This is a genomic window from Paenibacillus sp. B01, assembly GCF_009649995.1.
Taxonomy (GTDB): Bacteria; Bacillota; Bacilli; order Paenibacillales; family Paenibacillaceae; genus Paenibacillus_O; species Paenibacillus_O pasadenensis.
Genome location: NZ_CP045802.1, coordinates 2016994 through 2039567, shown reverse-complemented (window position 1 = coordinate 2039567; position 22574 = coordinate 2016994). Strand labels below are relative to the sequence as shown.

General features: G+C 63.9%; 23 protein-coding genes and 1 pseudogene. 5 read left to right on the top strand and 19 right to left on the bottom strand.

From position 1 onward, the window contains the following. Positions 1-124: 124 nt before the first annotated feature. Positions 125-592 (bottom strand): transcriptional regulator NrdR, encoded by a 468-nt coding sequence (gene nrdR, locus GE073_RS08655; RefSeq protein ID WP_028597818.1) that lies wholly within the window; start codon positions 590-592, stop codon positions 125-127. A 154-nt stretch (positions 593-746) separates the two neighbouring features. On the opposite strand from nrdR, the gene GE073_RS08650 reads away from it, so the two are divergent. Next, positions 747-965, top strand: a complete 219-nt coding sequence (locus tag GE073_RS08650; RefSeq protein ID WP_028597817.1) for an alpha/beta-type small acid-soluble spore protein — start codon at positions 747-749, stop codon at positions 963-965. Between the two features lie 72 nt (positions 966-1037). Here the strand turns inward: GE073_RS08650 and GE073_RS08645 are convergent, their stop codons facing one another. From GE073_RS08645 to polA, 5 genes are all read right to left on the bottom strand, one after another. Beyond that, positions 1038-1622, bottom strand: a complete 585-nt coding sequence (locus GE073_RS08645) for a lytic transglycosylase domain-containing protein (RefSeq protein WP_028597816.1) — start codon at positions 1620-1622, stop codon at positions 1038-1040. After that, positions 1619-2215, bottom strand: a complete 597-nt coding sequence (gene coaE / locus GE073_RS08640) for a dephospho-CoA kinase (protein ID WP_028597815.1) — start codon at positions 2213-2215, stop codon at positions 1619-1621. Before coaE ends, GE073_RS08645 begins: the two co-directional genes overlap by 4 nt. A 130-nt stretch (positions 2216-2345) precedes the next feature. After that, complete coding sequence (locus tag GE073_RS08635; protein WP_180968485.1) at positions 2346-3131, bottom strand: manganese efflux pump; 786 nt, start codon at positions 3129-3131, stop codon at positions 2346-2348. A 115-nt stretch (positions 3132-3246) separates the two neighbouring features. Continuing rightward, the gene (mutM, locus tag GE073_RS08630) at positions 3247-4113 is read right to left on the bottom strand and encodes a DNA-formamidopyrimidine glycosylase (RefSeq protein WP_028597813.1); all 867 of its coding nucleotides are present in this window, start codon (positions 4111-4113) and stop codon (positions 3247-3249) included. Between the two features lie 128 nt (positions 4114-4241). Next, entirely contained in the window at positions 4242-6902 is a 2661-nt protein-coding gene (gene polA / locus GE073_RS08625; protein WP_153783259.1) for a DNA polymerase I, read from the bottom strand. Positions 6903-7030: 128 nt separating this feature from the next. On the opposite strand from polA, the gene GE073_RS08620 reads away from it, so the two are divergent. After that, complete coding sequence (locus GE073_RS08620) at positions 7031-7255, top strand: PLDc N-terminal domain-containing protein (RefSeq protein WP_028597812.1); 225 nt, start codon at positions 7031-7033, stop codon at positions 7253-7255. Positions 7256-7312: 57 nt separating this feature from the next. On the opposite strand, the gene GE073_RS25395 is transcribed toward GE073_RS08620, so the two are convergent. The 5 genes and pseudogenes from GE073_RS25395 to GE073_RS08600 form a co-directional block, all read right to left on the bottom strand. Next, positions 7313-7762, bottom strand: coding sequence for an antibiotic biosynthesis monooxygenase (locus GE073_RS25395; protein WP_228551836.1), 450 nt, complete (start codon positions 7760-7762; stop codon positions 7313-7315). Positions 7763-7804: 42 nt separating this feature from the next. Next, positions 7805-8182: pseudogene (locus GE073_RS25390) on the bottom strand (ankyrin repeat domain-containing protein); the annotation flags it as partial. After that, positions 8175-9050, bottom strand: a complete 876-nt coding sequence (locus GE073_RS08610) for an ABC transporter ATP-binding protein (RefSeq protein ID WP_153783258.1) — start codon at positions 9048-9050, stop codon at positions 8175-8177. The gene GE073_RS08610 and the pseudogene GE073_RS25390, both read right to left, overlap by 8 nt. Further along, the gene (locus GE073_RS08605; RefSeq protein WP_153783257.1) at positions 9047-10075 is read right to left on the bottom strand and encodes a FecCD family ABC transporter permease; all 1029 of its coding nucleotides are present in this window, start codon (positions 10073-10075) and stop codon (positions 9047-9049) included. The genes GE073_RS08610 and GE073_RS08605 overlap by 4 nt, the downstream gene beginning before the upstream one ends. Position 10076: 1 nt before the next feature. Next, entirely contained in the window at positions 10077-11348 is a 1272-nt protein-coding gene (locus GE073_RS08600) for an ABC transporter substrate-binding protein (protein ID WP_194843321.1), read from the bottom strand. A gap of 156 nt (positions 11349-11504) precedes the next feature. Between GE073_RS08600 and GE073_RS08595 the strand changes: the two genes are divergently transcribed. Next, complete coding sequence (locus GE073_RS08595) at positions 11505-12047, top strand: nucleoside 2-deoxyribosyltransferase (RefSeq protein WP_153783255.1); 543 nt, start codon at positions 11505-11507, stop codon at positions 12045-12047. Positions 12048-12300: 253 nt separating this feature from the next. Further along, positions 12301-13047: a glycerophosphodiester phosphodiesterase gene (locus tag GE073_RS08590; RefSeq protein WP_153783254.1), complete on the top strand. Its 747-nt coding sequence runs from the start codon at positions 12301-12303 to the stop codon at positions 13045-13047. Positions 13048-14472: 1425 nt separating this feature from the next. Here the strand turns inward: GE073_RS08590 and phoU are convergent. The 6 genes from phoU to GE073_RS08560 form a co-directional block, all read right to left on the bottom strand. Then, on the bottom strand, positions 14473-15132 hold the full coding sequence (gene phoU / locus GE073_RS08585; RefSeq protein ID WP_028597808.1) for a phosphate signaling complex protein PhoU: 660 nt from the start codon (positions 15130-15132) through the stop codon (positions 14473-14475). A 31-nt stretch (positions 15133-15163) separates the two neighbouring features. Next, positions 15164-15922, bottom strand: coding sequence for a phosphate ABC transporter ATP-binding protein PstB (pstB, locus tag GE073_RS08580; protein ID WP_028597807.1), 759 nt, complete (start codon positions 15920-15922; stop codon positions 15164-15166). A gap of 82 nt (positions 15923-16004) precedes the next feature. After that, positions 16005-16811 carry a phosphate ABC transporter ATP-binding protein PstB gene (pstB, locus tag GE073_RS08575; RefSeq protein WP_084136705.1) on the bottom strand — a complete coding sequence of 269 codons (807 nt, stop codon included), beginning with the start codon at positions 16809-16811 and terminating at the stop codon, positions 16005-16007. 25 nt (positions 16812-16836) lie between these two features. Next, the gene (gene pstA / locus GE073_RS08570; protein WP_028597805.1) at positions 16837-17724 is read right to left on the bottom strand and encodes a phosphate ABC transporter permease PstA; all 888 of its coding nucleotides are present in this window, start codon (positions 17722-17724) and stop codon (positions 16837-16839) included. Between the two features lie 2 nt (positions 17725-17726). Continuing rightward, positions 17727-18749 (bottom strand): phosphate ABC transporter permease subunit PstC, encoded by a 1023-nt coding sequence (pstC, locus tag GE073_RS08565; protein ID WP_084136702.1) that lies wholly within the window; start codon positions 18747-18749, stop codon positions 17727-17729. Positions 18750-18866: 117 nt separating this feature from the next. Beyond that, positions 18867-19778, bottom strand: coding sequence for a phosphate ABC transporter substrate-binding protein PstS family protein (locus GE073_RS08560; protein ID WP_153783253.1), 912 nt, complete (start codon positions 19776-19778; stop codon positions 18867-18869). 190 nt (positions 19779-19968) lie between these two features. Here GE073_RS08560 and GE073_RS08555 point away from each other — a divergent pair, with 190 nt between their 5' ends. Then, positions 19969-20829, top strand: coding sequence for a LysR family transcriptional regulator (locus GE073_RS08555; protein ID WP_101808900.1), 861 nt, complete (start codon positions 19969-19971; stop codon positions 20827-20829). A gap of 255 nt (positions 20830-21084) precedes the next feature. Here GE073_RS08555 and GE073_RS08550 read toward each other — a convergent pair whose 3' ends face one another. Both GE073_RS08550 and GE073_RS08545 read right to left on the bottom strand, forming a co-directional pair. Continuing rightward, positions 21085-21744 carry a nitroreductase family protein gene (locus GE073_RS08550; protein WP_101808899.1) on the bottom strand — a complete coding sequence of 220 codons (660 nt, stop codon included), beginning with the start codon at positions 21742-21744 and terminating at the stop codon, positions 21085-21087. Positions 21745-21911: 167 nt separating this feature from the next. Then, complete coding sequence (locus GE073_RS08545) at positions 21912-22571, bottom strand: hypothetical protein (protein ID WP_153783252.1); 660 nt, start codon at positions 22569-22571, stop codon at positions 21912-21914. Between the last annotated feature and the right edge of the window lie 3 nt (positions 22572-22574).

The window sequence follows — 22574 nt, the reverse complement described above, 5'->3', positions numbered from 1 at the left end:
GCTGCTCCGGCCCCCTGCCACGCGGACTAGCTGCGCGGACAAGCCGCGCCAGCCCGAGCCGCTTCGCAGCATGCGAAGCGGCTCGGGCTTTGGGCCGTCCATCGGATGCCAAGCTTGTTCCGTCTCAGCCTTCGACTGGATTTTTGGACAGCAGGCTCGACAGTTCCTTCATGAACATGTCGATATCCTTGAACTGGCGGTAAACGGAGGCGAAGCGCACGTAGGCGACCTCGTCCACCGGATAAAGCTGCTGCATGACGAGCTCGCCGATCGCCCGGCTGTCGATCTCGGCCTGGGCTGTCGTCCGTAGCTCCTTTTCGACCTCGGAGACGATCTCCTCGAGACGCTCGACCGGCACCGGACGCTTCTCGCAGGCGCGGATGAGGCCGCGCAAGATCTTGTCGCGGCTGAACTCCTCGCGGCTGCCGTCCTTCTTGATGACGATCAGCGGCGTTTCCTCGATCATCTCGAACGTCGTGAAACGGCGGCTGCACTTCTCGCATTCACGGCGGCGGCGGATGGACTTGTCCCCGTTGGCGGGACGCGAATCCAGCACCTTCGTGCCGTTATGCTCGCAATAGGGGCATTTCATCGTTGGTCCTCCCTTTCCTCGGCTGGTTGCGCGGAGGCAAACCCGCTTCCCGCATGGACTTGCGGGCGTTTGTACAAATTTATCTTCTCCTTGCGTATGAAGCCGGCATTTCGGCACATAATACTTTTACCAACCGCGAGGAGGTGAAACGACAATGGCACAGAACAACGGCAGCAACAAGCTGGTCGTAACGGGTTCCCACGCAGCCCTGGACCAAATGAAGTACGAAGTTGCTCAAGAGCTCGGCATCGCCATCCCGCAGGACGGCTACTACGGCAACTTCACGACGTATGACGCAGGTTCCCTCGGTGGCTACATCACGAAACGCCTCGTAACCATCGGCGAGCAATCCCTCGCAGGTCAATATAAATAATTGACCTCATACCGAAAGGCCCGGAGACGCTCCCGCAGCGGACGCTCCGGGCCTTTTTCCTTCTCTCCCCCATTATACATAACGGGACCATTCGGGATAAAGGCTTTTGTACTTTTTGTAGTAATAATTGACTCTTTGCACATAATGACGAGTCTCTCCGTACGGCACCTGATCGAGCCGCGCCATCGTTCCGTCCCAGCGGCCTTCCTTGAGCCATTGGCCGACCTTGCCCGGACCGGCATTGTAGGCCGCGACCGATGCCGCCTGGTTGCCCTTGAACTGGTCCTGCAGCGAATGCACGTACCAGGAGCCGGCGCGGATGTTCTCCTCCACGCCGATCATGACCGTCTCGCGCGACATCGACTTGAATTTCGCCGTGTCGATGATCCATTCGGCCGTATCGGGCATGAGCTGCATGACGCCGCCTGCGCCCTTGCGCGACACCTTGTCCGTGCGGAAGTTGGACTCGACCCGGATGATCGCCGCGATCAGATAAGGATCGACCTGCTGCTCGGCGGCCGCCTGCTCGATGCTGTCCTTGAAGGCGATCGGATACATCAAGCGGCCGAGCCAGTCGGACTTCAAAAACAGCAGGGCGATGAAGCCGGCCAGCACGATCAGCAGCACCCGCTTGCGGACGAGCCAGCCCCAGCTCATGAGATCCCCCGCTCAGCCAGGAATCGCTCCGCCTGCCGCATCGTCTCTTGCTCGCTGCCGCCGTTGTCGATGACCCAGTCCGCACGCCGCTTCTTCTCCTCGAGGTCGAGCTGCAGCCCGATGCGCCGCCGCGCCTCCGTCTCGTCCATGCCGCTGCGCTTGATCAGCCGCTCGAGCTGGACATCGGCCGGCACGTAGACGACGAGCACGCCGTCATAAGCCGCGTCCTGTCCCGTCTCGTACAGCAGCGGGATGTCCGCGACGACGAGCCTCTCCGGCCGCTCCCGCTCCGCCTGCTCCATCTCGGCTTGCATATGCCGCCGGATCGCCGGATGCAGGATGCCCTCCAGCTGCCGGAGCTTGTCCGGCTGGCCGAAGACGATGCGGCCGAGCGCAGGCCGGTCGAGCCGGCCGTCTGGCTGCAGCACGCCCTCGCCGAATGCGGCGGCGATCGCCGCGAGCGCGGGCTCTCCCGGCTCGACGACGGCGCGTGCCGCCTCGTCGGCGTCCGATACGAAGACGCCTTTCTCCCTCAGCATGCGGGAGACGGTGCTTTTGCCGCTGGCGATGCCGCCTGTAAGGCCGATTCTCATGCGAGGTCCTCCTCCCTGTTTGCTTGTCCCGGATCTGGCCGGGCAGCGGATAAAATCCAAAATCCCCCCGTCGCGGGAGGGATCGATGTCAGTCTGGATCACGGGGCGGGCGTCGGCTCGAAAGCCGGCGTCACCAAAGCTTGCCGAGGCCGATCAGCAGCAGCAGCGTGCCCGGCAGCACGCTCAGCAGCTTCATGCGCTTGCCTCCGGAAAATCGGAAGCCGAAGCGCAGGCCGGCCGCCAGGAACAGGCCGCTGGCCAGCATGATGCTGAGCGCCGTCAGCCACGGCTCGAGGCCGACCATCGCCGCGCCGAGCCCCGCTCCGAACGCGTCGAGCGACAGCGCCGAGCCGAGCAGCAGCGCTTCGCCGGCGCTGATGCTGCCGGAGCTGTCGACATCCGCCGTCTGCGGCGAACGCAGAATCTGGATGACGATGCCGAGCTTCTTGATCTCGAGCGTCAGGACGGCGATCGACGGCACGGCGAGCTCGGCGGCGGCGCCCGAGCCGGAGCCGGCGGAAATCGCCGCAGCGGAGCCGCCGGCTCCCGCGGCAGAAGCGGCGCCCGCATGGCTGCCGTCTGGCGAAGCGGCAGCCTCGCCCTTTCGCTGCTCCTCGCCAGCCTCCGCCTCGGCGGATGTCCGCTTGGGGCGCAGCTGCTGGAACAACGTGAAGCATCCGATGCCGATCAGGATGAGCGCGCCGATGCGCCTTGCGTCATCGGGGTCGACGAATCCCGTCAGCCAGGTTCCGACTTTCATGCTGAGCAGGATGACGACGCCCGAGCATCCCGTTATGATGAGCACGGACAGCAGCGGGATGCGGATTCGCCTCAGTCCGTACGTGATTCCGACTCCGAATCCGTCTACGCTGACGGCAAAGGACAGCAGCAGCAGCGGCAGCAGATGGGAAAGCATAGCCGAACAGTCCTCCCTGCGAATGGCTTTGCTCCATCCTATGCAGGGGCTGGGCATCTGTTCCTATCCGGCCGCCGATGCAGGCTTCGCCGCAGCGGACGGCAGCCGCTCGAAGCTAGCGGATCGCTGCCTCGGAGCGCTTGCGGCGCACGCTCGGCAGCGGCTGGCAGGCCGCGCAGAAATGGGTGCCTCGGCCGCCGACGACCGTCTTGACGATCGGCGCCCCGCAGCCCGAGCAGGGCTCGTTCTTGCGGCCGTAGACGAGCAGCTCATGCTGGAAGCGGCCTGCGTCGCCCTGGCCGTTGACATACGACTTGACCGACGAGCCGCCCGCCGCCACGGCGCGCTCCAGCGTCGCCCGGATCGAAGCATGCAGCTTGCGCCACTGCTCCGGCTTCAGCCGGTCGGCCGTCGTCTCGGGATGGATGCCCGCGAGATGCAGCGCCTCATCGACATAAATATTGCCAAGCCCGACGATGTATGCCTGGTTGAGCAGCAGCGGCTTGATCATCGTCGTGCGCTTCGCCAGCAGCCCGCGCAGCGCTTCGAGCGTGAACGTCTCCTCAAGCGGCTCCAGCCCGAGCTTCGCGAGCGGCGGCTGCGCGAACTCCTCGCCCGGCTCGAACAGATGCATCGTGCCGAACTGGCGCACGTCCTGGTAGCGCAGCTCGGTGCCGTCGGTGAAGCGGAAGCGCACATGCGTATGCTTGGCCACCGGCTCGCCGGCGTCATAAAGGCCGTAGCGGCCTTCCATGCGCAGATGCGAGACGAGCACGAGCCCGTCGAGCACGATGCGGATGAATTTGCCGCGGCGCTCGACGGTTTGGATCGTATGCCCGGCCAGGGCGGCGGCGAACGCCTCCGGCTCCTGCGGGCGCTGTATGATGCGCGGCAAGCTGACGACGACGCTCTCGATCGTCTTGCCCGCCGCGATGAGGGTGAGCGTTCGGGTTACAGTTTCTACCTCCGGCAGTTCCGGCATGGGGATCAGCACCTTTCTCTATCCTCACCATTATAACGGAGATAAGCGCTTCCTGCATGCCCAGCGAGCTGGGAAAACAACCAAGCCGCCTCCCCCGCCTCGCGGGAAAGGCGGCTGAAGGCCGTCCGTTACTTCGCTTCGTACCAGTTCGCTCCGTAGCTGACGTCCGCGCGCAGCGGCACGCTCAGCTCCAGGGCGCTCTCCATCACTTCGGGGACGAGCGCCTTCATCGTCTCGAGCTCCTCGGGATGCACCTCGAAGACCAGTTCGTCATGCACCTGCAGCAGCATGCGCGAGCGCAGTCCCTCGGCGCGCATCCGCTCCTGCATCTTGACCATCGCCAGCTTGATGATGTCGGCGGCCGTGCCCTGGATCGGCGTATTCATCGCCGTGCGCTCCGCGAACGAGCGCAGGTTGAAGTTCGACGCCTTGATCTCCGGCAGGTAGCGCCTGCGCTCCAGCAGCGTCGTCACATAGCCGTCGCGGCGCGCCTGCTGCACGATGTCGTCCATGTACTTGCGCACGCCCTGGAACGCCTCGAAATACTGATCGATGAAGCGCGCCGCCTCCTTGCGCGTGATGCCGAGGTTCTGCGAGAGGCCGAAGTCGCTGATGCCGTACACGATGCCGAAGTTGACCGCCTTGGCGGAGCGGCGCATGTTCGCGTCCACGTCCGCCTGCGCCACGCCGAACACGTCCATCGCCGTCTTCGTATGCACATCCAGATCCTGCGTGAACGCCTCGCTCAGTCCCTCGTCGCCCGAGATATGCGCGAGCACGCGCAGCTCGATCTGCGAGTAGTCGGCCGCGAGGATGAGCCAGTCCGGCTCGGACGGCACGAACGCCTTGCGGATCTTGCGCCCTTCCTCCAGACGGATCGGGATGTTCTGCAGGTTCGGGAACTGGCTGCTCAGCCGGCCCGTCGCCGCGATCGTCTGGCGGTAGTACGTGTGGATCTTGCCGCTGTCCGGACGGATCTCCTTGAGCAGCCCCTCCACGTAGGTCGACTGCAGCTTGTGCAGCTGGCGGAAGTGCAGGATGAGCGGGATGATCTCGTGGTACGGCTCCAGCTTCTCCAGCACGTCGGCGTCGGTCGAGTACCCGGTCTTCGTTTTTTTCATGACGGGCAGGCCGAGCTTGTCGAAAAGGATCTCGCCCAGCTGCTTGGGCGAGTTGATGTTGAACTCCTGGCCGGCGTGGCGGTAGATCGCCTCCATGTCGGCCTTGATGCCTGTCTCCAGCTCCGCTCCGAGCTGGCGGATCGTCTCCGCGTCGACGGAGATGCCTTGGCGCTCCATGTCGGCGAGCACGCCGGACAGCGGCTGCTCCAGCTCGTAGTAGAGCCGGTGCATGCCCGTCTCCTCCAGCTGGGCCATCTGCAGCGGCGCGGCCGCGCGCACGGCGTCGGCCTTGACCGCCAGCTGCGCGTACAGAGCCTCCTTGTCCGGCACCTTGAACTTCGCGCCCTTGCCGTAGACCGACTCGTCGGTCGGCACCGACGGCAGGCCGAGGCGCGCCGCGATGCCGCTGACGCTCTGGTCCGTCGCGGTTGGGTCGAGCAGGTAGGCGGCCAGCACGATGTCGAACGCTCCGCCCTGCAGATGCACGCCGAGGCTGGCGCTGAGCGCCAGCTCCGCGCGGTGCAGGTCGCAGCCGGTCTTCGGCGCGGAAGCATCGGCGAGCCACGCCTTGAACTCGGCGGCATCGCCGCTCGCCAGCCATTCGCCGGACATCGCATAGACGGCGTCCTCGGCCGCGTAGGCGGCTCCGATCAGCTCGGCGTGATGCGGGTTGTCGCCGATCGCCTCGAGGTAGAACGCGCCCGGAGCGCGGAGCGCCTGCTCGAGCGCCTCGCACGCGGCGGCGTCGCCGATCTCGACCGGCCGGACGTCGAGCTCCTTTTGCGGCTCGGCCGATACGGGGGCTGCGGCGCCGAGGCCGAGCCGCTCGATGAGCGACTTGAACTCCAGCTTGCCGAACGCCGCGGCCAGCGTCGACGGCTCGTATCCTTTGTAGGCAAAATCGCCCGTCTCGCCGGCAAGCGGCACCTCGCGGAAGATCGTCGCCAGACGCTTGCTCAGCCGCGCCGACTCCTGATGCTCCTCGACGCGCTCCTTGAGCTTGCCCTTGAGCTCGCCGGAGCGCTCAATCACCGCCTCGACGGTGCCGTATTCATGCAGCAGCTTGAGCGCGGTCTTCTCCCCGACGCCGGGGATGCCGGGAATGTTGTCGGACGTGTCGCCCATGAGCCCCTTGAGGTCGATGATCTGCGCCGGCTCGAGGCCGTAGCGCTCGCGCACCGCCGCCGGATCGTACAGCTCGATCTCGCTCACGCCCTTGCGCGTGACGGCGATCGACACCCGCTCCGAAGCGAGCTGCAGCATGTCCTTGTCGCCGCTGACGACGATCGCCTGCACGCCCTGCTCGTCCGCCATGCGGGTAAGCGTGCCGATGATGTCGTCCGCCTCGTAGCCCGAGAGCTCGAACTGGCGGATGCCGAACGCCTGCACGACCTCCTTGATGAGCGGGAACTGCTCGGACAGCTCGGACGGCGTCTTGTCGCGGGTTCCTTTGTAGTCGGCGAAGCTTTCCGTGCGGAACGTCACCTTGCCCGCGTCGAAGGCGACCAGCACATGGGTCGGCTTGTGCTCCTCGAGCACCTTGAGCAGCATCGTCGTGAAGCCGAAGACGGCGTTCGTATGCAATCCAGCCGCGTTGGTGAGCGGCGGCATGGCAAAAAACGCCCGGTAGGCGATGCTGTTGCCGTCGATCAAAATCCACTTGTCCATATCAGGGCACCTCGTCGTCGTTATGATTGCTTCTACTATACCACACTCCGCTGGAAAACCTTGAAACCTTAGCGCTCAAATGTTCGTATTCAAAGAAAATATCAAACGAAAGCGAGGCATGGCTATTGATGGCAGGCATCGGCATCATCGGCGTCCTTTTCTTGCTTATTGCGCTCGGACTGTTCGTGCTTCACATCGCGCTCTGCGTATGGGCGTACCGAGACGCCCGCGACCGCGGCTACAGCAGCGAGTTCGCGCTGCTCGTGCTCCTGGCGCTGCTGTTCTTCCCGGTCGTCGGGCTGATCGTCTACCTGATCATCCGCGAGGATCGGCGCGGGAATCGGCTTCGCTGAATGGCAAAAAAGGCATGGCTCCGGCGATCCGGAGGCCATGCCTTTTTCGTGCTTGCTCTAGCCTTGCTCTGCCGCTGCCGCCGCCGGCAGATGCGATGCCGCGACGCGGTAGATCGTCACGCGGTTGCCGACGATCGGTCCCGCGCCTTCGCCGGCAGCAGCCGGACGGCCGTGCGCGGAGCCATGCGCGCCGTGGCCATGGGCTTGACCGTGGCCGCCATGTCCGTGAGCCGGCTTTTCAGCCGCCTCGCCTTCGGCCTGCTGCTCCTGCCGCTTCGCATGCGCGCCGCGGAACGAGTCGCTCGACGCCCAGGCCTCGAAGTCGGCTTTGGCTCTCCAGGTCGTGCAGACGCGGATTTCCTCTTCGCCTTCGTTCTCGCTTTTGCCATGCAGCACGTCCATCCGGATGAAGCCTTCGAACGTGTGCACCTGCTTCGGCTTCGCGAACCGCTCCAGCACCGCCTCGGCGAATCCGGCCTTGACGACGATCCGGTTCTCGACGAGCACCGGGCCGGCGGGCTCTTCCTTCACTTCTCCCAGCTTTTCCTTCAAATAAGCCACGACCTCTTGCGCGTCCGGCCCGCCCATCAGGGCATGCTGCAGCAGCGTGATGCCATGCGGTCCCTTGGCATGCAGCTGAGACGGATGACGCTCGATGACCGAGCGGACGAGCTCCAGCTCGCCGAGCATCGCCGCGCCGAACAGATCCAGACGCGCTCCCTGCTCGAGCAGCCAGTTCAGAATATCCTTGCGGCCGACGTGAGCGGCCGCTCCGGCCGCCGTCTCCCAATCGCCGCCGCCCCAGTTCATGGCGGCATGCAGCAGTCCCGGCTCTTCTTGCAGCAGCTGCTGCACGCGCTCCAGATCGCTATGGGCCGAGCCGACGAAGGCGCGTACCAGTTCTGGATTCAATGCTTGCTCAGACATTTGTCATCTCTCCCGTTTCCTGTGATTGAATCGCTTCATGGCTCGAATCCGCGCTTGCGGATTCGGCCGGAGCCGCCAGCCGGCGCGCCGTTGTCGCACGCCGCGCCTGGAAGCTCGGCACGCCTTCGTCGGTCCGGATGCTGCCCTCGACGCCGAATACGTCGCGGAAAAACGCATGCGTAAACAGCTCGGCGGGCCGGCCCTGAGCGGCGACTCGGCCGTCCTTGACGGCAACGAGCCTGTCGCAGTAGCGGGCCGCTTGATTGAGGTCATGCAGCACGGTCACGACGGTCATTCCCTGCTCGCGGTTCAGCCTTTGGACAAGCTCCATCAGCTCGAGCTGATGGGCGATGTCCAGATACGTAGCCGGCTCGTCGAGCAGCAGCACCGAAGGCGTCTGCGCGATCGCCATCGCGAGCCAGGCGCGCTGGCGCTCCCCGCCTGACAGCGCAGGCAGCGGCCGATGCTGCAGCTCCTGCAGCGAGGCCGCCGCGATCGCCCAGTCGACGATGCTCTCATGCTCTTCGGCGCTTCCATCCTGGTACCATTTCAAATGCGGGTGGCGTCCCTTGCGCACCAGCTCGCGCACGGTCAGCTCCAATCCCGACTCCTGGGCTTGCGCCAGCATCGCGATTTGTCGCGCCACGGCTTTGGGCGGAATCGCCGCCAGATCTTTGCCGTCAAGCAGCGCCGATCCGCCGCGCGGCTTCATCAAGCGGGCAAGCATCCGCAGCACGGTCGACTTGCCCGAGCCGTTCGGGCCGATGATGCCGACCCACTCGCCTTTGACGATGTCGATGTCGACGCCGTGCACGACAAGCCGGTCGCCGTAGCCGTGCACGAGCGCTTCTCCGGTCAGACGGCTCATCGTTTCGCCCCCTTTCGCAGCAGATAAAGGAAGAACGGAGCTCCGAGCAGCGCCAGCAGGATGCCGACCGGGAACTCGATCGGATCGAACAGCGTGCGCGCCGCCGTATCGGCCAGCGTGACGAGCGCCGCGCCGCCGAGCGCGGACGCCGGCATGAGGACGCGGTAGTCCGAGCCGACAAGCATGCGGACGATATGCGGCACGACAAGGCCGACGAAGCCGACCATGCCGGCCTGGCTGATCGCCGCGCCGGCGAGGAATGCCGCGACGCCGACGATGATGAGGCGGTACAGCTCGACGCGCACGCCGAGCAGCTTGGCCGCGTCGTCACCGAGCGCCAGCAGGTTCGCCGGCTTGATCAGCAGCAGCGCCGCCGCAAGTCCGGCCAGCGCGTAAGGCAGCAGCGCGTCGGCATGCGGCCAGCTGCGGCCGTTCAGGCTGCCGCTCATCCAAGGCAGCACCGATTGCACCTTTTCGCTGTTGAGGATCATGAGCGCCGACATCGCCGCGCCGAGCAGCGAGTTGACCGCGACGCCGGCGAGGATGAGCCTCACCGGAGATGCTCCGCCCTTCCAGGCGAGCCCGTAGATGACCGCGCTGGCCGCCAAGGCGCCGATGAACGCCGCCGCGGGCAGCAGCGCGATCTGCGCTGGGAACAGGATCATGATGGCGACAGCGGCGATGCCTCCGCCCGACGAGACGCCGATGATGCCGGGATCGGCAAGCGGATTGCGGAATACGCCTTGCAGCAGAGCGCCGGAAAGGCCGAGCGCGCCGCCGACCATAAGGCCGGTCAGCACGCGCGGCAGACGCAGGTTCCAAACGATTTGCCACGCCTCGGTGTCGGAGCGCCCGAGGAGCGAGGCCCACACGTCGGCGATCGGAATCCAGATCGATCCGAGCGCGAGACCGCAGACGACGCTGGCGACGACGAGCGCCGCCGCGCCGACGAGCACGGCCGCATGCCGCGCCGACGCCGGGCGCCTCGCCCGCTTGACGTCAGCCGGCGACAGGACGGCCGCCATGTCAGTTCACCTGCAGGAGCAGCTTGTTGATCGTCTTGATCGCCTCTGGAGCGCGCAGGCCCGGGTTGGCGGCGAACAGGTTCTGCGGCAGGATCTCGAACTGGTCGTCCTTGATCGCCGACAGGTTGTTCCAGGCCGGATTCGACTCGAACTGCTTTTTGAACGCCGACTTGACTTCTGCGGCGTCGCCATGGGCGATGAGCAGGATCAGGTCCGGGTTGGCCGCGACGATGCGCTCCATGCTGAGCTCGGCGTATTGCGGCATCGTGTCCATTTTCGGGAACTTGGACGCTACGTTCTCGCCGCCCGCCAGCTCCAGGAAGCTGCCCGGGTAGCTCGTCGGCAGAGCGACGACGAAGCTGCCAGGAGCGCCGTACACGATCAGCGTCTTCGGCTTGGTCGCCGGCTTCTTCAGGCTGCTCACCGTGCGGTCCATGTTGGCTGCGATTTCCTCGGCCTTTGTCTCCTTGCCGAGCAGCTTGCCGTACAGGCGCAGGGAGGACTTGATCTGATCATAGGAGTTGTGCGAGTTGAGCAGCACTTGCGCGCCAAGCTTCTCGATCGTCGCCTTCTGGCTGGCAAGAGACGGGCTCGCGATGACCAGATCCGGCTTGACGGATGCCAGCTTCTCGAACAGGATGCCGTGCGTGCTGCCGACTTCGACCGCCGATGCGGCTTCCGGCGGATTGACCGCGCCCATCGCCGTCGGACGGCCGACAACCGTGCCGCCGAGCGCGTAGATCATCTCGGTGTCGGACGAGGAAAGCGTGACGATGCGCTGCGGACGCTTGTTCAGCGTGAATGGTCCGGTGCTCGTCGTCAGCGTCAGCTTGCTCGAAATCGCGACCGTGCGGCTCGATTGCGACCAGGTGACCCACTTTCCGAACGCTTCCGTGATGAGGCGCAGCGGAACGAACGTCCTGCCGTTCTGGATGACCGGAGCGGCCTCCAGCTTCGTGGCTTTGCCGTTTATGTATGCCGTCGCAGAGCCTGCCGTCAGCTTGACGGTATCGCTTCCGCTCGTCGCCGTCACCGTGCGCGTCGAGCTGTTCCAGGTTGCCTTGCCGCCGAGCGACTGGACGATCGAGCTGTAAGGCACGAGCGTGCGGCCAGCGGTTACGATCGGCTGCGCGTCGAGCGACAGCTTTTTGCCGTCGAGCGTCACCTGGATCGGCGCGGCAGCGGCGCGCGCCGTCGACGGCACGCCGGAAGCCGAGACGAGAATAAGTGCTGCCGCGGAAGCGGCGAGAAGCGATTTGGTGCTGCGGAACATGAAAGAAACCTCCCCGGTTGGATTAAGAATGAGAATCAGTATCATTTACTGAATCTATAATACTGATAACGATTCTCATTGTCAACGGGGTCCGACCATCTTTTTCCGCGCCATGGTAAAATGGAGAAATCGACCCGAAGGAGATGAACATCGACTATGACTTTCTCAGCTACGCCCGCCTCCGTCCCGTCCGTCTATCTCGCCGGATTCGAGGTGTTCCGACCCGACGCGGCCGACACCGGCCGCGCGATGAAGGCGCTCTGCGCCGAATACGGCTTCCGCGGCATCTTTCCGCTCGACAAGGACATCCGTCCATTGCCCGACCGTCTGGACACCGCCCGCGCCATCTTCGAGGGCAACGTGCGGCTCGTCCGCCAGGCCGACTTCGTAATCGCCAATCTCAACGCGTTTCGCGGCGCCGAGCCGGATGCCGGCACCGTCTTCGAATGCGGGCTTGCCTATGCGCTCGGCAAGCCGCTCTACGCTCATCTGGCCGATGCGCGGGACCAGGCCGAGCGTCTCGCGGCCGAGATCGATCCGGCTACCGGCCTGCATCGGGATGGGATGAACGTCGAGAACTTCGGCCTGCCGGTGAACCTGATGCTCGCCATCCCCGCCACCGTCGTCGAGGGTGGACTGGAGGACGCGCTGCGTCGCGCCTCCGCTGATCTGGCCGCCGGCGTGTTAAGCTTCGGTTAAACCCGACGAGTCGGGCAGACAAGCCGCTGCGCGAGGCTTATAATGGCAGGGAAGCGCCAGCGGCAGCTACGGATGCCGGTGTATGGCGCACCCGGGCCTGGCGCGACCGAGCCTGATGCGGCCGAGCCTGGCTCGACCGAGTCTGGCGCGGACGAGCCCTGGCGCGGCTGTTCGGCCGATGCGGCCGGCAGCCGGCGGCTTGGGCCGACCCTGCTTGCCGTATCCCATTTGAGAACCCGAAAGGATGGTCAAGATGAATTCCTCCCTCCAGCCGCTCGTCATTGGACATCGCGGCGCCGCAGGTGAAGCGCCTGAGAACACGCTCGCCAGCTTCCGGCTCGCCGCAGAGCAAGGCGCGCAGATGGTCGAGCTCGACGTGCATCTGTCCGCCGACGGACAGCTGATCGTCTGCCATGACGATACGCTCGATCGAACGACGGATGGCACAGGCGCGATTCGCGACCAGACGGCAGAAGAAATCCGACGCGCCGACGCCGGAGCCTGGTTCGGTCCGGCATTCGCCGGCGAGCGCGTGCCGCTGCTGAGCGAAGTCTACGAGCTGCTGCCGTTGACGGTAGAGATCAACGTCGAGGTGAAAGACGCGGCCAGCGCGCAACTCGACGCCAAGCTGCTCGAGTTTCTCCGTCAAGGAACGAACCTGCGCCGCACCGTCGTCTCCTCGTTCGACCACAAGCTGCTCGTCCGTCTCAAAGCTGCCGAGCCGGAGCTTCGCATCGGGCTGCTCTATGCCGCCGATCTGTATCATCATGCCTCCTACGCAGCTCTGCTCGAGACCGAGGTATGGTCGCTCCATCCGCATCACGGGCTGATCGGCCGCGAGGACGCCGAGGACGCGAAGGCAGCCGGCATTGCCGTCTACCCTTACACCGCCAATCGGCCCGAGGAATGGGAACGGCTGGCCGCGATCGGCGTCTCCGGCATCATCACCGATTATCCCGGCAGGCTGAACGACTGGCTGGCCCAGCGGGCCGGACGCTAAAGGCCCGGCGGGCCGGACGCTATAGCTCCGGCAGGCGGACCGCTATTAGTCCGGCGGGCGGACCGCTATTAGTCCGGCGGGCGGACCGCTATTAGTCCGGCGGGCGGACCGCTATTGGTCCGGCGTCAGGCGGGACGCTATAGCTCCGGCGGACACGGATGCTATCGCCCCGTCAGGCAGGACCGACGAGCGGGCCTCGGATTCTATAGCCCTGTCAGGCAGGTCCGGCAGGCTGGCCGCTATAGGCCCGTCACTCTCAGTCGCCGTCGAGCCTACGCCCTGCCTGCGGCTTGATGGCTGATCCGTGCATCCCCTTGCGGATGCCCCGGCTCACTGAATCTCGACACGATCCGAATTACGGCCTAGGCAGCATAAGACAGCTGATCGTACTCAACTGAATCCGGCTTCTCGAACTTGAGACACCTCAATCGGCCAACGCACGCTTAGGCGGAGCGAACCGGCTGAACGGCGTGTCTCTTTTTCTTGCCGGCAGCTTGAGGCGGCGCATCGAGCCCGATCGCGTTTCGCGTTTTTGTTCCTCTTGGATTTCCTTGCCCGTTTTCCCCGGACGCCCCGAAGTTCGGCATCTCCACGGCTAACGACTCCTGAAATCGTAAGAAGGCCCCTATGCGGCGTTGTGAAAATCTAACGACTCTCACGAATCTTAGCGAACGAAAAATAGCATTTTTTCGATAGAGAAACGCAATATCCTCAACGCTAAGCGCCTGAGGCGTCGTTAGGTTTTTGAATCCACGCCTAAAAGGCGTCTAAGCGTCTGACGAATCGTTAGCTTTCCAGCAGCAAATAACGAAGCGGTGGTGCTTGGGATAGCTGGGGTTGCTGGCCGGGGTTGCCGGGGTTGCCGGATGTACCGGGGGCGGGGCTACTCTACCTGTCGGGGTTCGGGGTTCGGGGTTCGGGGTTCGGGGTTCGGGGTTCGGGGTTCGGGGTTCGGGGTTCGGGGTTCGGGGTTCGGGGTTCGGGGTTCGGGGTTCGGGGTTCGGGGGTTGCATCTAGCAAAGGTCCAAGCAGGGAGCGGAGGGGACGGAAACCTCTTGGAGAAGCGGCAGCGGTTCCCTTGAAGGCCGGATTCCTTCCGTTTCGGAAAGGGAGATCGAGGAATCTGGGCTTCAGCGGAATCGGAAAGAGGTTCCGTCCCCGCAGCGGGGCAACTCTTTACCCACGGCCCCACAGGCTCCACAGACTCCACAGGCTCCCCGGGCTCCTCGAGTTCCCCGAACTTCCCAAAACTCCCAGCTCCCCGGGCTTCCCGAATTCCCCGCTCCCTAGGCTCCCAGACTCCAAACTCCCCGATCCCGAGGCTCCCCAAGCCCTCCCTGCGCTCAAGGGAACGCCAAAAAGCGCCTCCCGCTCCGGAATTCCGAAACGGTCAAGGCGCATGCAGCAGCCGACGCTGCAAAAAAGCTAGGCGTTCAAATCCGGACGGCGGCCCGTCACGAGGTAAACGACGCTTTCCCCGATATTGGTCGCATGGTCGGCCAGACGCTCGATATAGCGGCCGACGAAGCTGAGCAGCATCGACTGGTTGATCGTGCGCGGGTCCTGCACCATGAGCGTATACAGCTCGCGGATGATCTGCGAGTACAGCGCGTCGACGGCATCGTCGTCCTTGGCCATCTTGTAGGCGAGATCGACATTCTCCTGCACGAACGACTGGATCGACTCGAAAATCATCGTCTGCACGATCTCGGCCATGCGCGGCAGGTCGATCAGCGGCTTGATGAGCTGCTGTCCCTCGAGGCGCAGCACGACTTTGGCGATGTCAACCGACAGATCGCCCATCCGCTCCAGGTCGCCGGAGATGCGGAACGCGACGAGCACGCGCCTCAAATCCTTGGCGACCGGCTGCTGCGTGGCGATCAGCTTGGAGCCGAGCTCCGTAATGCGCTCCTCCAGCCGGTTCAGCTCCGGGTCGCGGCGGATGATCGCGGACGCCGCCTCGGTGTCGACGCTCATCAGCGCCTGCATCGATCCCGCGAGCGCCGACTCCACATGCTCGCCCATTTCCTGCAGCATCTTGTCGAGCTGCTCCAGTCCCTCGTCCAGTTCCTTGCGTTTGATCATGACGGTCTCTTCTCTCCCTCTCGCCGGCGCTTCAGCCGAAGCGTCCTGTAATGTAGTCTTCCGTGCGCGCGTCGCTCGGGTTGGAGAACAGCTTCTCCGTCTCGTCGGCCTCGACAAGCTCTCCGTTGAGGAAAAACACGGTACGGTCGGATACGCGCGCCGCCTGGTGCATGTTGTGCGTCACCATGACGATCGTGTACTCCTTCTTGAGCTCGCGCACCAGCTCCTCGATCTTGAGCGTCGAGATCGGGTCGAGCGCGGACGTCGCCTCGTCCATGAGCAGCACCTCGGGCTCGACGGCGAGCGCGCGGGCGATGCACAGCCGCTGCTGCTGGCCGCCGGACAGGCTGAGCGCCGACTTGCCGAGCAGATCCTTCACTTCCTCCCACAGCGAGGCGCCGCGCAGGCTGCGCTCCACGATCTCGTTCAAGGTCGCCTTGTCGCGGATGCCGTGCAGCCGCGGGCCGTACGCGACATTGTCGAAGATCGACTTCGGAAAGGGATTCGGCTGCTGGAACACCATGCCGACCCGCTTGCGGAGGGACTCGACGTCCGTTTCCGCACCGTAGATGTCCTCGCCGTCCAGCTTGACGCTGCCGTCGATCTTGACGCCGGCGACGAGATCGTTCATGCGGTTGAGCGTGCGCAGGAACGTCGACTTGCCGCAGCCCGACGGGCCGATAAAGGCGGTAATGGTCTTTTCGGGAATGTCCAGCTCGATGTTCTTGAGCGCGTGGAACTCGCTGTAATGCAGGTTGAGCCGGTCAATCTCCATGATCGATGTCGTCATAACGTTCCCCTTCTCCCATGCGTCGATAGTCGGATTGCCGCCGCGACGGCCTCTCCCGGCCGAGCGCGGCTTGCCTTTCGGATCAGCCGAAGCGGCCCGAGATGTAGTCGTCGGTCTGCTTCTTCTCCGGATTGGTGAAAATGACGTTCGTCTCGTTGTGCTCGATCAGATTGCCCATATAGAAGAACGCCGTCTTGTCGGACACGCGGGCCGCCTGGCCCATGTTGTGCGTCACGATGACGATGCAGTACTCCTGCTTGAGCTCAGAGATGAGCTCCTCGATCTTGGACGTCGACACCGGGTCGAGCGCGGAGGCCGGCTCGTCCATGAGCAGGATTTCCGGCTGCACCGACAGCGCGCGGGCGATGCACAGCCGCTGCTGCTGGCCGCCGGACAGCGCGAGCGCCGACTGGTTCAGCCGGTCCTTCGTCTCGTCCCACAGCGCCGTGCGGCGCAGGCAGGACTCGACGATCTCGTCCAGCTCGCGCTTGTTGCGCACGCCGTGGTAGCGCGGACCGAAGGCGACGTTTTCATAGATCGACTTGTAGAACGGATTCGGCTTTTGCCACACCATGCCGATCCGCTGGCGCAGCGAGACGACATCAGTGCCCGGAGCGTTGATGTCCTCGCCGTCCAGCCAGATGCTTCCTTTGGCGCTCGCGCCGGCGATCGTGTCGTTCATCCGGTTGAGGCTCCGCAGGAACGTGGACTTGCCGCACCCGGACGGGCCGATGAGCGCCGTCACGCTGCCTCTCGCGAAGCTCAGGTCGACTTTTTTGACCGCTTCCTTCTCTCCGTAAAAGATGCTCAGCTGCTCGGCGGCCAGCGCCGCGCTGCCGCCCGGCCGCGTGCTCGCGCCGATTGCGCTCGAGGGAGCTGCGATTGCCATCTTGGGGTCCTCCTCGTAGTCGGGTTTAGCGGGATGCCGTCAGCTTGCGGTACAAGAAGCGGCCAAGCCAGCGGGAGCCCAGATTGAACAGCAGCACCGTCAGGATGAGCACGGCGGAAGCGCCGGCCGCGATCTGCGCGGCGTCCGGAGCGATGCCTTCGCTGTTGATTTTCCAGATGTGCACGGCGAGCGTCTCGGCCGGTCGAAGCGGATTGAGCGGCGACACCGGACTGAACGGATTCCAGTCGGTGAAGTCCAGCCTCGGCGAGCTCATGCCGGCGGTGAACAGCAGCGCGGCGGCTTCGCCGAAGACGCGGCCTGCGGCCAGGATCGTGCCGGTCAGGATCGTCGGCAGCGCGACCGGCAGCATGATCTTGACGATCGTTTTCCAGCGCGTCAGGCCGAGGGCGAGTCCCGCCTCCTTCTGCTCGCGCGGCACGCCGCGGATGCCCTGCTCGGTGATGCGCACCATGAGCGGCAGGTTGAATACGGTCAGCGCGAGCGCGCCGGCCAGCAGCGAGAACTTGAGGCCGAAGTAGTTGACGAACACCAGCAGGCCGAACAGGCCGACGACGATCGAAGGGAACGAGGAGAGCACCTCGACGACGAGCCGGATGAAGTCGGTGAACCGGCCCGGGCGGGCGTACTCCGCCATGTAGATGCCGGCGCCGATGCCGAGCGGCACGGTGATGATCATCGTCAGCACGAGCAGGAACAGCGAGTTGAACAGCTGCGGCCCGATGCCGCCTCCGACCTTGAACGTCTGCGGCGGCGACGTCAGGAAGCCGAAGCTGATATGGCTGAGGCCGCGGTACAGAATGAATCCGATCAGCCCCGCCAGGATGAGGATGATGAGGAAGGCGAAGAAGTAGAAGACGGCCGTCGCTACGCGGTCGGCGGTTTTGTTGGACATTCTCATCGCAGGCTTCTCCTTTCCAGCACGCGCACGATCGCGACGAAGACGAATGTCATAACGAGCAGCACGAGCGCGAGGCTCCACAGCACGTTGTTCTGGACTTGGCCCATGATCGTGTTGCCCATGCTGAGCGTGATGACGCTCGTCAGCGTGGACGCCGATTCGAACAGCGAGCTCGGAATATGCGGAGCGTTGCCGATGACCATCTGCACGGCGAGCGCCTCGCCGAACGCGCGCGCGATGCCGAGCACGACGCCCGTCAGCATGGACGGGATGACGGCCGGCAGGATGCTGCGCGAGATCGTCTGCCAGCGCGTCGCGCCGAGCGCGTAGCTGCCTTCCTTGAGGCCGCGCGGCAGGTTGCTCATCGCATCGGTCGCGATCGTCGTGATCGTCGGCAGGATCATGATCGAGAGCACGACCGCGCCTGCGGCGAGGCCGAGGCCCTGCCCGGGGAAGATCGCGCGGAAGAACGGCACGATAACGGTCAGGCCGACAAAGCCGTACACGACCGACGGGATGCCGGCGAGCAGCTCGATGACCGGCTGCATGACCCTTTTGCCGAACTTCGGCATCAGCTCGGTCATGAAGATCGCCGCGCAGAAGGCGAGCGGAGCCGAGATGCAGGCAGCCAGAATCGAGGTGACGAACGAGCCGGTGATGAACGGCAGCGCGCCGAACGACTGCGGCTCGCCGTCAGGCGCCCATTTCGTGCCGAACAGGAATTCCTTCAGGCTGACGCCGTTGACGAAGAAGGTCGACAGCCCCTTGGACGCAACGAAATAAACGATCGAAAAAATCGTGACGATGAGCACGGCGACGCAGATGAGCGTATACGTCTTGCCGAACCATTCTCCGCCGGAGCGCGATTTGCGGCGCGCGGTCGGACGAGGCGGCGTTCCACCGGAAGGGGCGGCGGATGCCGGAGACGCCTCAGCGCGCGGCTCGGACGAAGCCTCGGCCCTCGAAGTCGGCTCTGCGCCCTCGGAGCCTGGCCGGGCAGGGTCTAAGGTTGCTTTCATGAATTGATCTCTCCTTACGCCGAATACTCTTGGCATGGCGCAAAGCCAAGAGGGGGCATGGGATGCCTCCTTCTTGGCCTGCCGCTGCGCCATGATGCGCAGCTGGTGATGACGGTGTTATTTTTTCGTGATCGTGCCGGCTTCATCGCGCGTCACTTGCATGTCGTTGATGGAAATGTAGCCCAGATCGGTTACGTCCGTCTTTTGGATGTCGTCGCTGACCATGTAGTCGAGGAACGCTTTGACAACTTCGTTCGGCTCGCCCTTCGTGTACATGTGCTGGTAGGCCCAGATCGGATACGCGCCGGTTTTGACGTTGTCCGGAGTCGCTTCGACGCCGTCGAGCTTGAGCGTCTTCACCGAATCGTCGAGGTAGGAGAGCGCCAGGTAGCCGATCGCTCCCGGCGTTTCGCCGACGAGCTTTTTGACCGTGCCGGAGGAATCCTCTTGGATGTTGCCCGGGAGATCTTCGGATTTCGTGCCGAGTCCGTACTTTTCAAACGTCTTGCGCGTGCCGGAGCTCGATGGACGGTTGACGATGACGATCTTCTCGTCGGCACCGCCGACTTCTTTCCAGTTCGTCACTTTGCCGGTGAAGATGTCGACCAGCTGCTGCTTCGACAGGTCGTCGATGGCGATATTCTTGTTGACGACGGTCGCCATGGCGACGACGGCGACTTGATGGTCGATGAGCTCCTTGCCTTTGTCCGCGTCGGCATCCGTGAACTTCTCGCCGGCGAAGATGTCCGAGTTGCCGATGTCGGCTTGTCCTTCCGATACTTGCGTCAGGCCAGTGCCGCTGCCGCCGCCTTGAACCTGCACCGTGACTCCGCTATATTCCGATTCGGCCATGAATTTCTGGGATACTTGCTCAACCAGCGGCTGCATCGCCGTGGAGCCTGCCGCGAGGATCGAGCCGCTCAGGCTTGCGCCCTCCGCTCCTCCGCTGTTCGCGTCGTTCTTGCTTCCGCAGGCAGCCAGCGTCAAGGCAAGCACCGTCGTCATCAGGACCAGCATCGTCTTTTTCATCTTGTTTTTGTTTCCCCTTCCGAAGATCCGAGTTTTGATCTGCCTTACGAGATTCATTGTACGAGCCGGTTGTTAATGCCGTATGTTCGCTTTGTAAAGGTAATTGTAAAATTGCATTTATTTTATCTATAATAAAGCAAGCATATTCACATAAAATATCTATACTTCATGGCGAAAGGGAAGATCCATCATGACAATCGTTAAATGGAGGCTGCTCGTCCTGCTGGACAAGCATAAGAAGGTGACTCCCGCCGCCCGCGAGCTCGGCCTCAAGCAGCCTACGGCAACCTTTCATATGAAGAAGATGGAGGAGGAATGGGGGACGGAGCTGTTCGAGTCGAAAACCGGCCGCATCCTGCTGACCGATGCCGGCAAGGCGCTGCTCCGCTTCGCGCGCGAGATCATCCGGCTGCACGAGGAAGCGCGGCTGGAGATGCGGCTGCTCGCGGCAGCGGGAGAGCGGCTGGCGGTGCGGATCGACGCGCCTTGCCGCGAGCAGGCCGCCGCGCTTGCCGCCTCGTTGCTCGAGCCGTTCGGACGCGCGATCGACTTCACCGCCGAGCGGCGGCTGGAGGAGCCTGATCTGATCGTATCCGAGCGGGCCGAGCCGCCTTCGGTAGCGGGCAGCGTCTACTGGCAGGCCGAGCTGAAGCTGGCGGTATCCGCCTCTCATCCCGCTTATGCGGGAGCGTCGGCCGATTCTCTGCTCGCCTCGCAATCGCCGTGGATCGCTCCTCCTGCCGGCACGGAGCTGCGCCGGCTATGCCTCGAGTGGAGCGAATCCCGCCGCGGCGCTCTCCGGGAAACGTACACATCCGCCGATCTCGGCACGGCCCGGACGCTCGCGGCGCAAGGCCTCGGTTTTGCTATCGTGCCCGACTTCAGCCGGCATCATCCGGCGGCGGCGGCCAGCGGCGCGGCCGGACTGCGGCTGATCCCGCTTCCCGGAGCCCCTTCCTACGGCCTCGAGCTCGCACCCGGACCGCTGCTCGCGCGCAAGGACGAGCCGATGCTGCTCGCTCTGTTCGCCGACACGAGGCGCGGCGGCTGACTCCCTCCTGCGGATTCCCATTCGAAGCGATGAAGCATTCGTTCCGAAAAAACACAAGACGGGATGGAGCGTCTGCTCCATCCCGTCTTGTGTTTGGCCGGAAATGCCGCCCTTCCCGCTAGGGAACGGCCGATGAACCTGAAGCTTGCCGGCGTCACGCTGCTTCTATTAGTAGAATTCGTCCATGCCGCCGATCGTATCCTTCACCCGATCGAGCGCTTCCGTCGCTTTAGACCGCCTGGCCGCGATCCGGCATCAGACGTTGAAGCCGTTCCAATGGGTGATCTCGTCGACATGCAGCCGGACGGTTGGATGGCCGGGCTGAGCCGCCTTGCCGAGCGCGATCAGCATGACGTTGGCGTAGCGGTCGGAAATCTGCAGCAGCTCGCGGAACTGGTCGACGTTGTAGCCGGCCATCGGCACGGTGTCGAGGCCGCGGGCGCGGGCGGCCAGCATGAGCTGCTGGGAGACAAGGCCGCCGTCGATCAGAGCGGACTGGAGCGCGCGCTCCTGCGGCAGGGAGCCGTAGAAGCGGTTCATGTTCTCGACCAGCTTGGCGGCCGTCTCCTCGTTCATATAGCCGGCCTCGACCGCTTTGCCGTAGATGCGGGGAGCTTCCGTATACGCCTGGAGATCGACGAGCACGGCGATGACGGCCGAAGCTGCGACGACCTGCTCCTGGTTGAAGGCGATCGGGAGCAGCTTCTGCTTGAGCTCCGAGTCGGTGATGACGATGAAGCGCCACGGCTGCATGTTGCTTCCGGAAGGGGCGAGCGTCGCCGTCGTCAGAAGCTCCTTGATCTCTTCGTCCGTCAGCTTGAAGTCCGGATCATACTTGCGGACCGATCTTCTGCTTTTGATCACCTCATGGAAATCTGCGGCCGGCAGGCTCGCTTGTGGATTCGTCGTCGACATGTCTCCCACTCCTTGAACTGTTATGATAATAACCACAGTATAGGGAGGGGATTAATCCCTGTCAATAGGTCGGAATAAACTCCCGTGCTTAGCCGCCGCCGCTTGAGCTCTCAGGTCGGCAAGAAAAAACCGTCCCTTGGTTTCCAAGGGACGGCGGGATGAATCGATCAAGCGTCCAGCCCATGCTCTTCGCGAATTTTGTACAGGCCGGTGATGAGCGGGTCGGCCGTATCGCGATTCAGCAGATGCAGCGCGAGCAAGTAGTGGAACGGCATCGCGACGACGTTGTTGCCCTCGCGGATCGACGGGAAGCCGGCCTCGACGACCGGACCGTGGTCCGGATGGATGTCGATGTCGACATGGACCGGCTCGTCCTCGAACTCGGCGCGGCACATCTTGGCGCAATGCGGAACGATGATCTGGTCGAACAGGTATTTCGCTTCCTCTTCGTTTTGCGGCGGCGGCGGCAGGCGGCTGCGCTCGCCGCGCAGGATGTCCACGAAGAACGACGACATCCAAAGAGCCGGATCCTCGTTCTTTTGGAAATTGTGCACGAGCTCGTTCATGAAGAAGCCTACGGAATGGGGATTCTTATTGGCATCGAGCAGCCGGTAGGTGAACAGCGGCCCGTACATCGGGTGATTCACCACTTGTCCGTCTACTTCGTATTCGTCCTGATAGAAGCTTCTGAGCGCGAGCTCGCCGTGCTGATAAAGCGCAGCGATCATCTGCTGCAGCTCCTCCTCGGTCAGCTGAGGCTGTCCCGGCGTCGCCGCTTCGGCTCCTTGTCCTGGCTGGAGCTCGTCGGTATTTTGATTAGTCGTCATGAA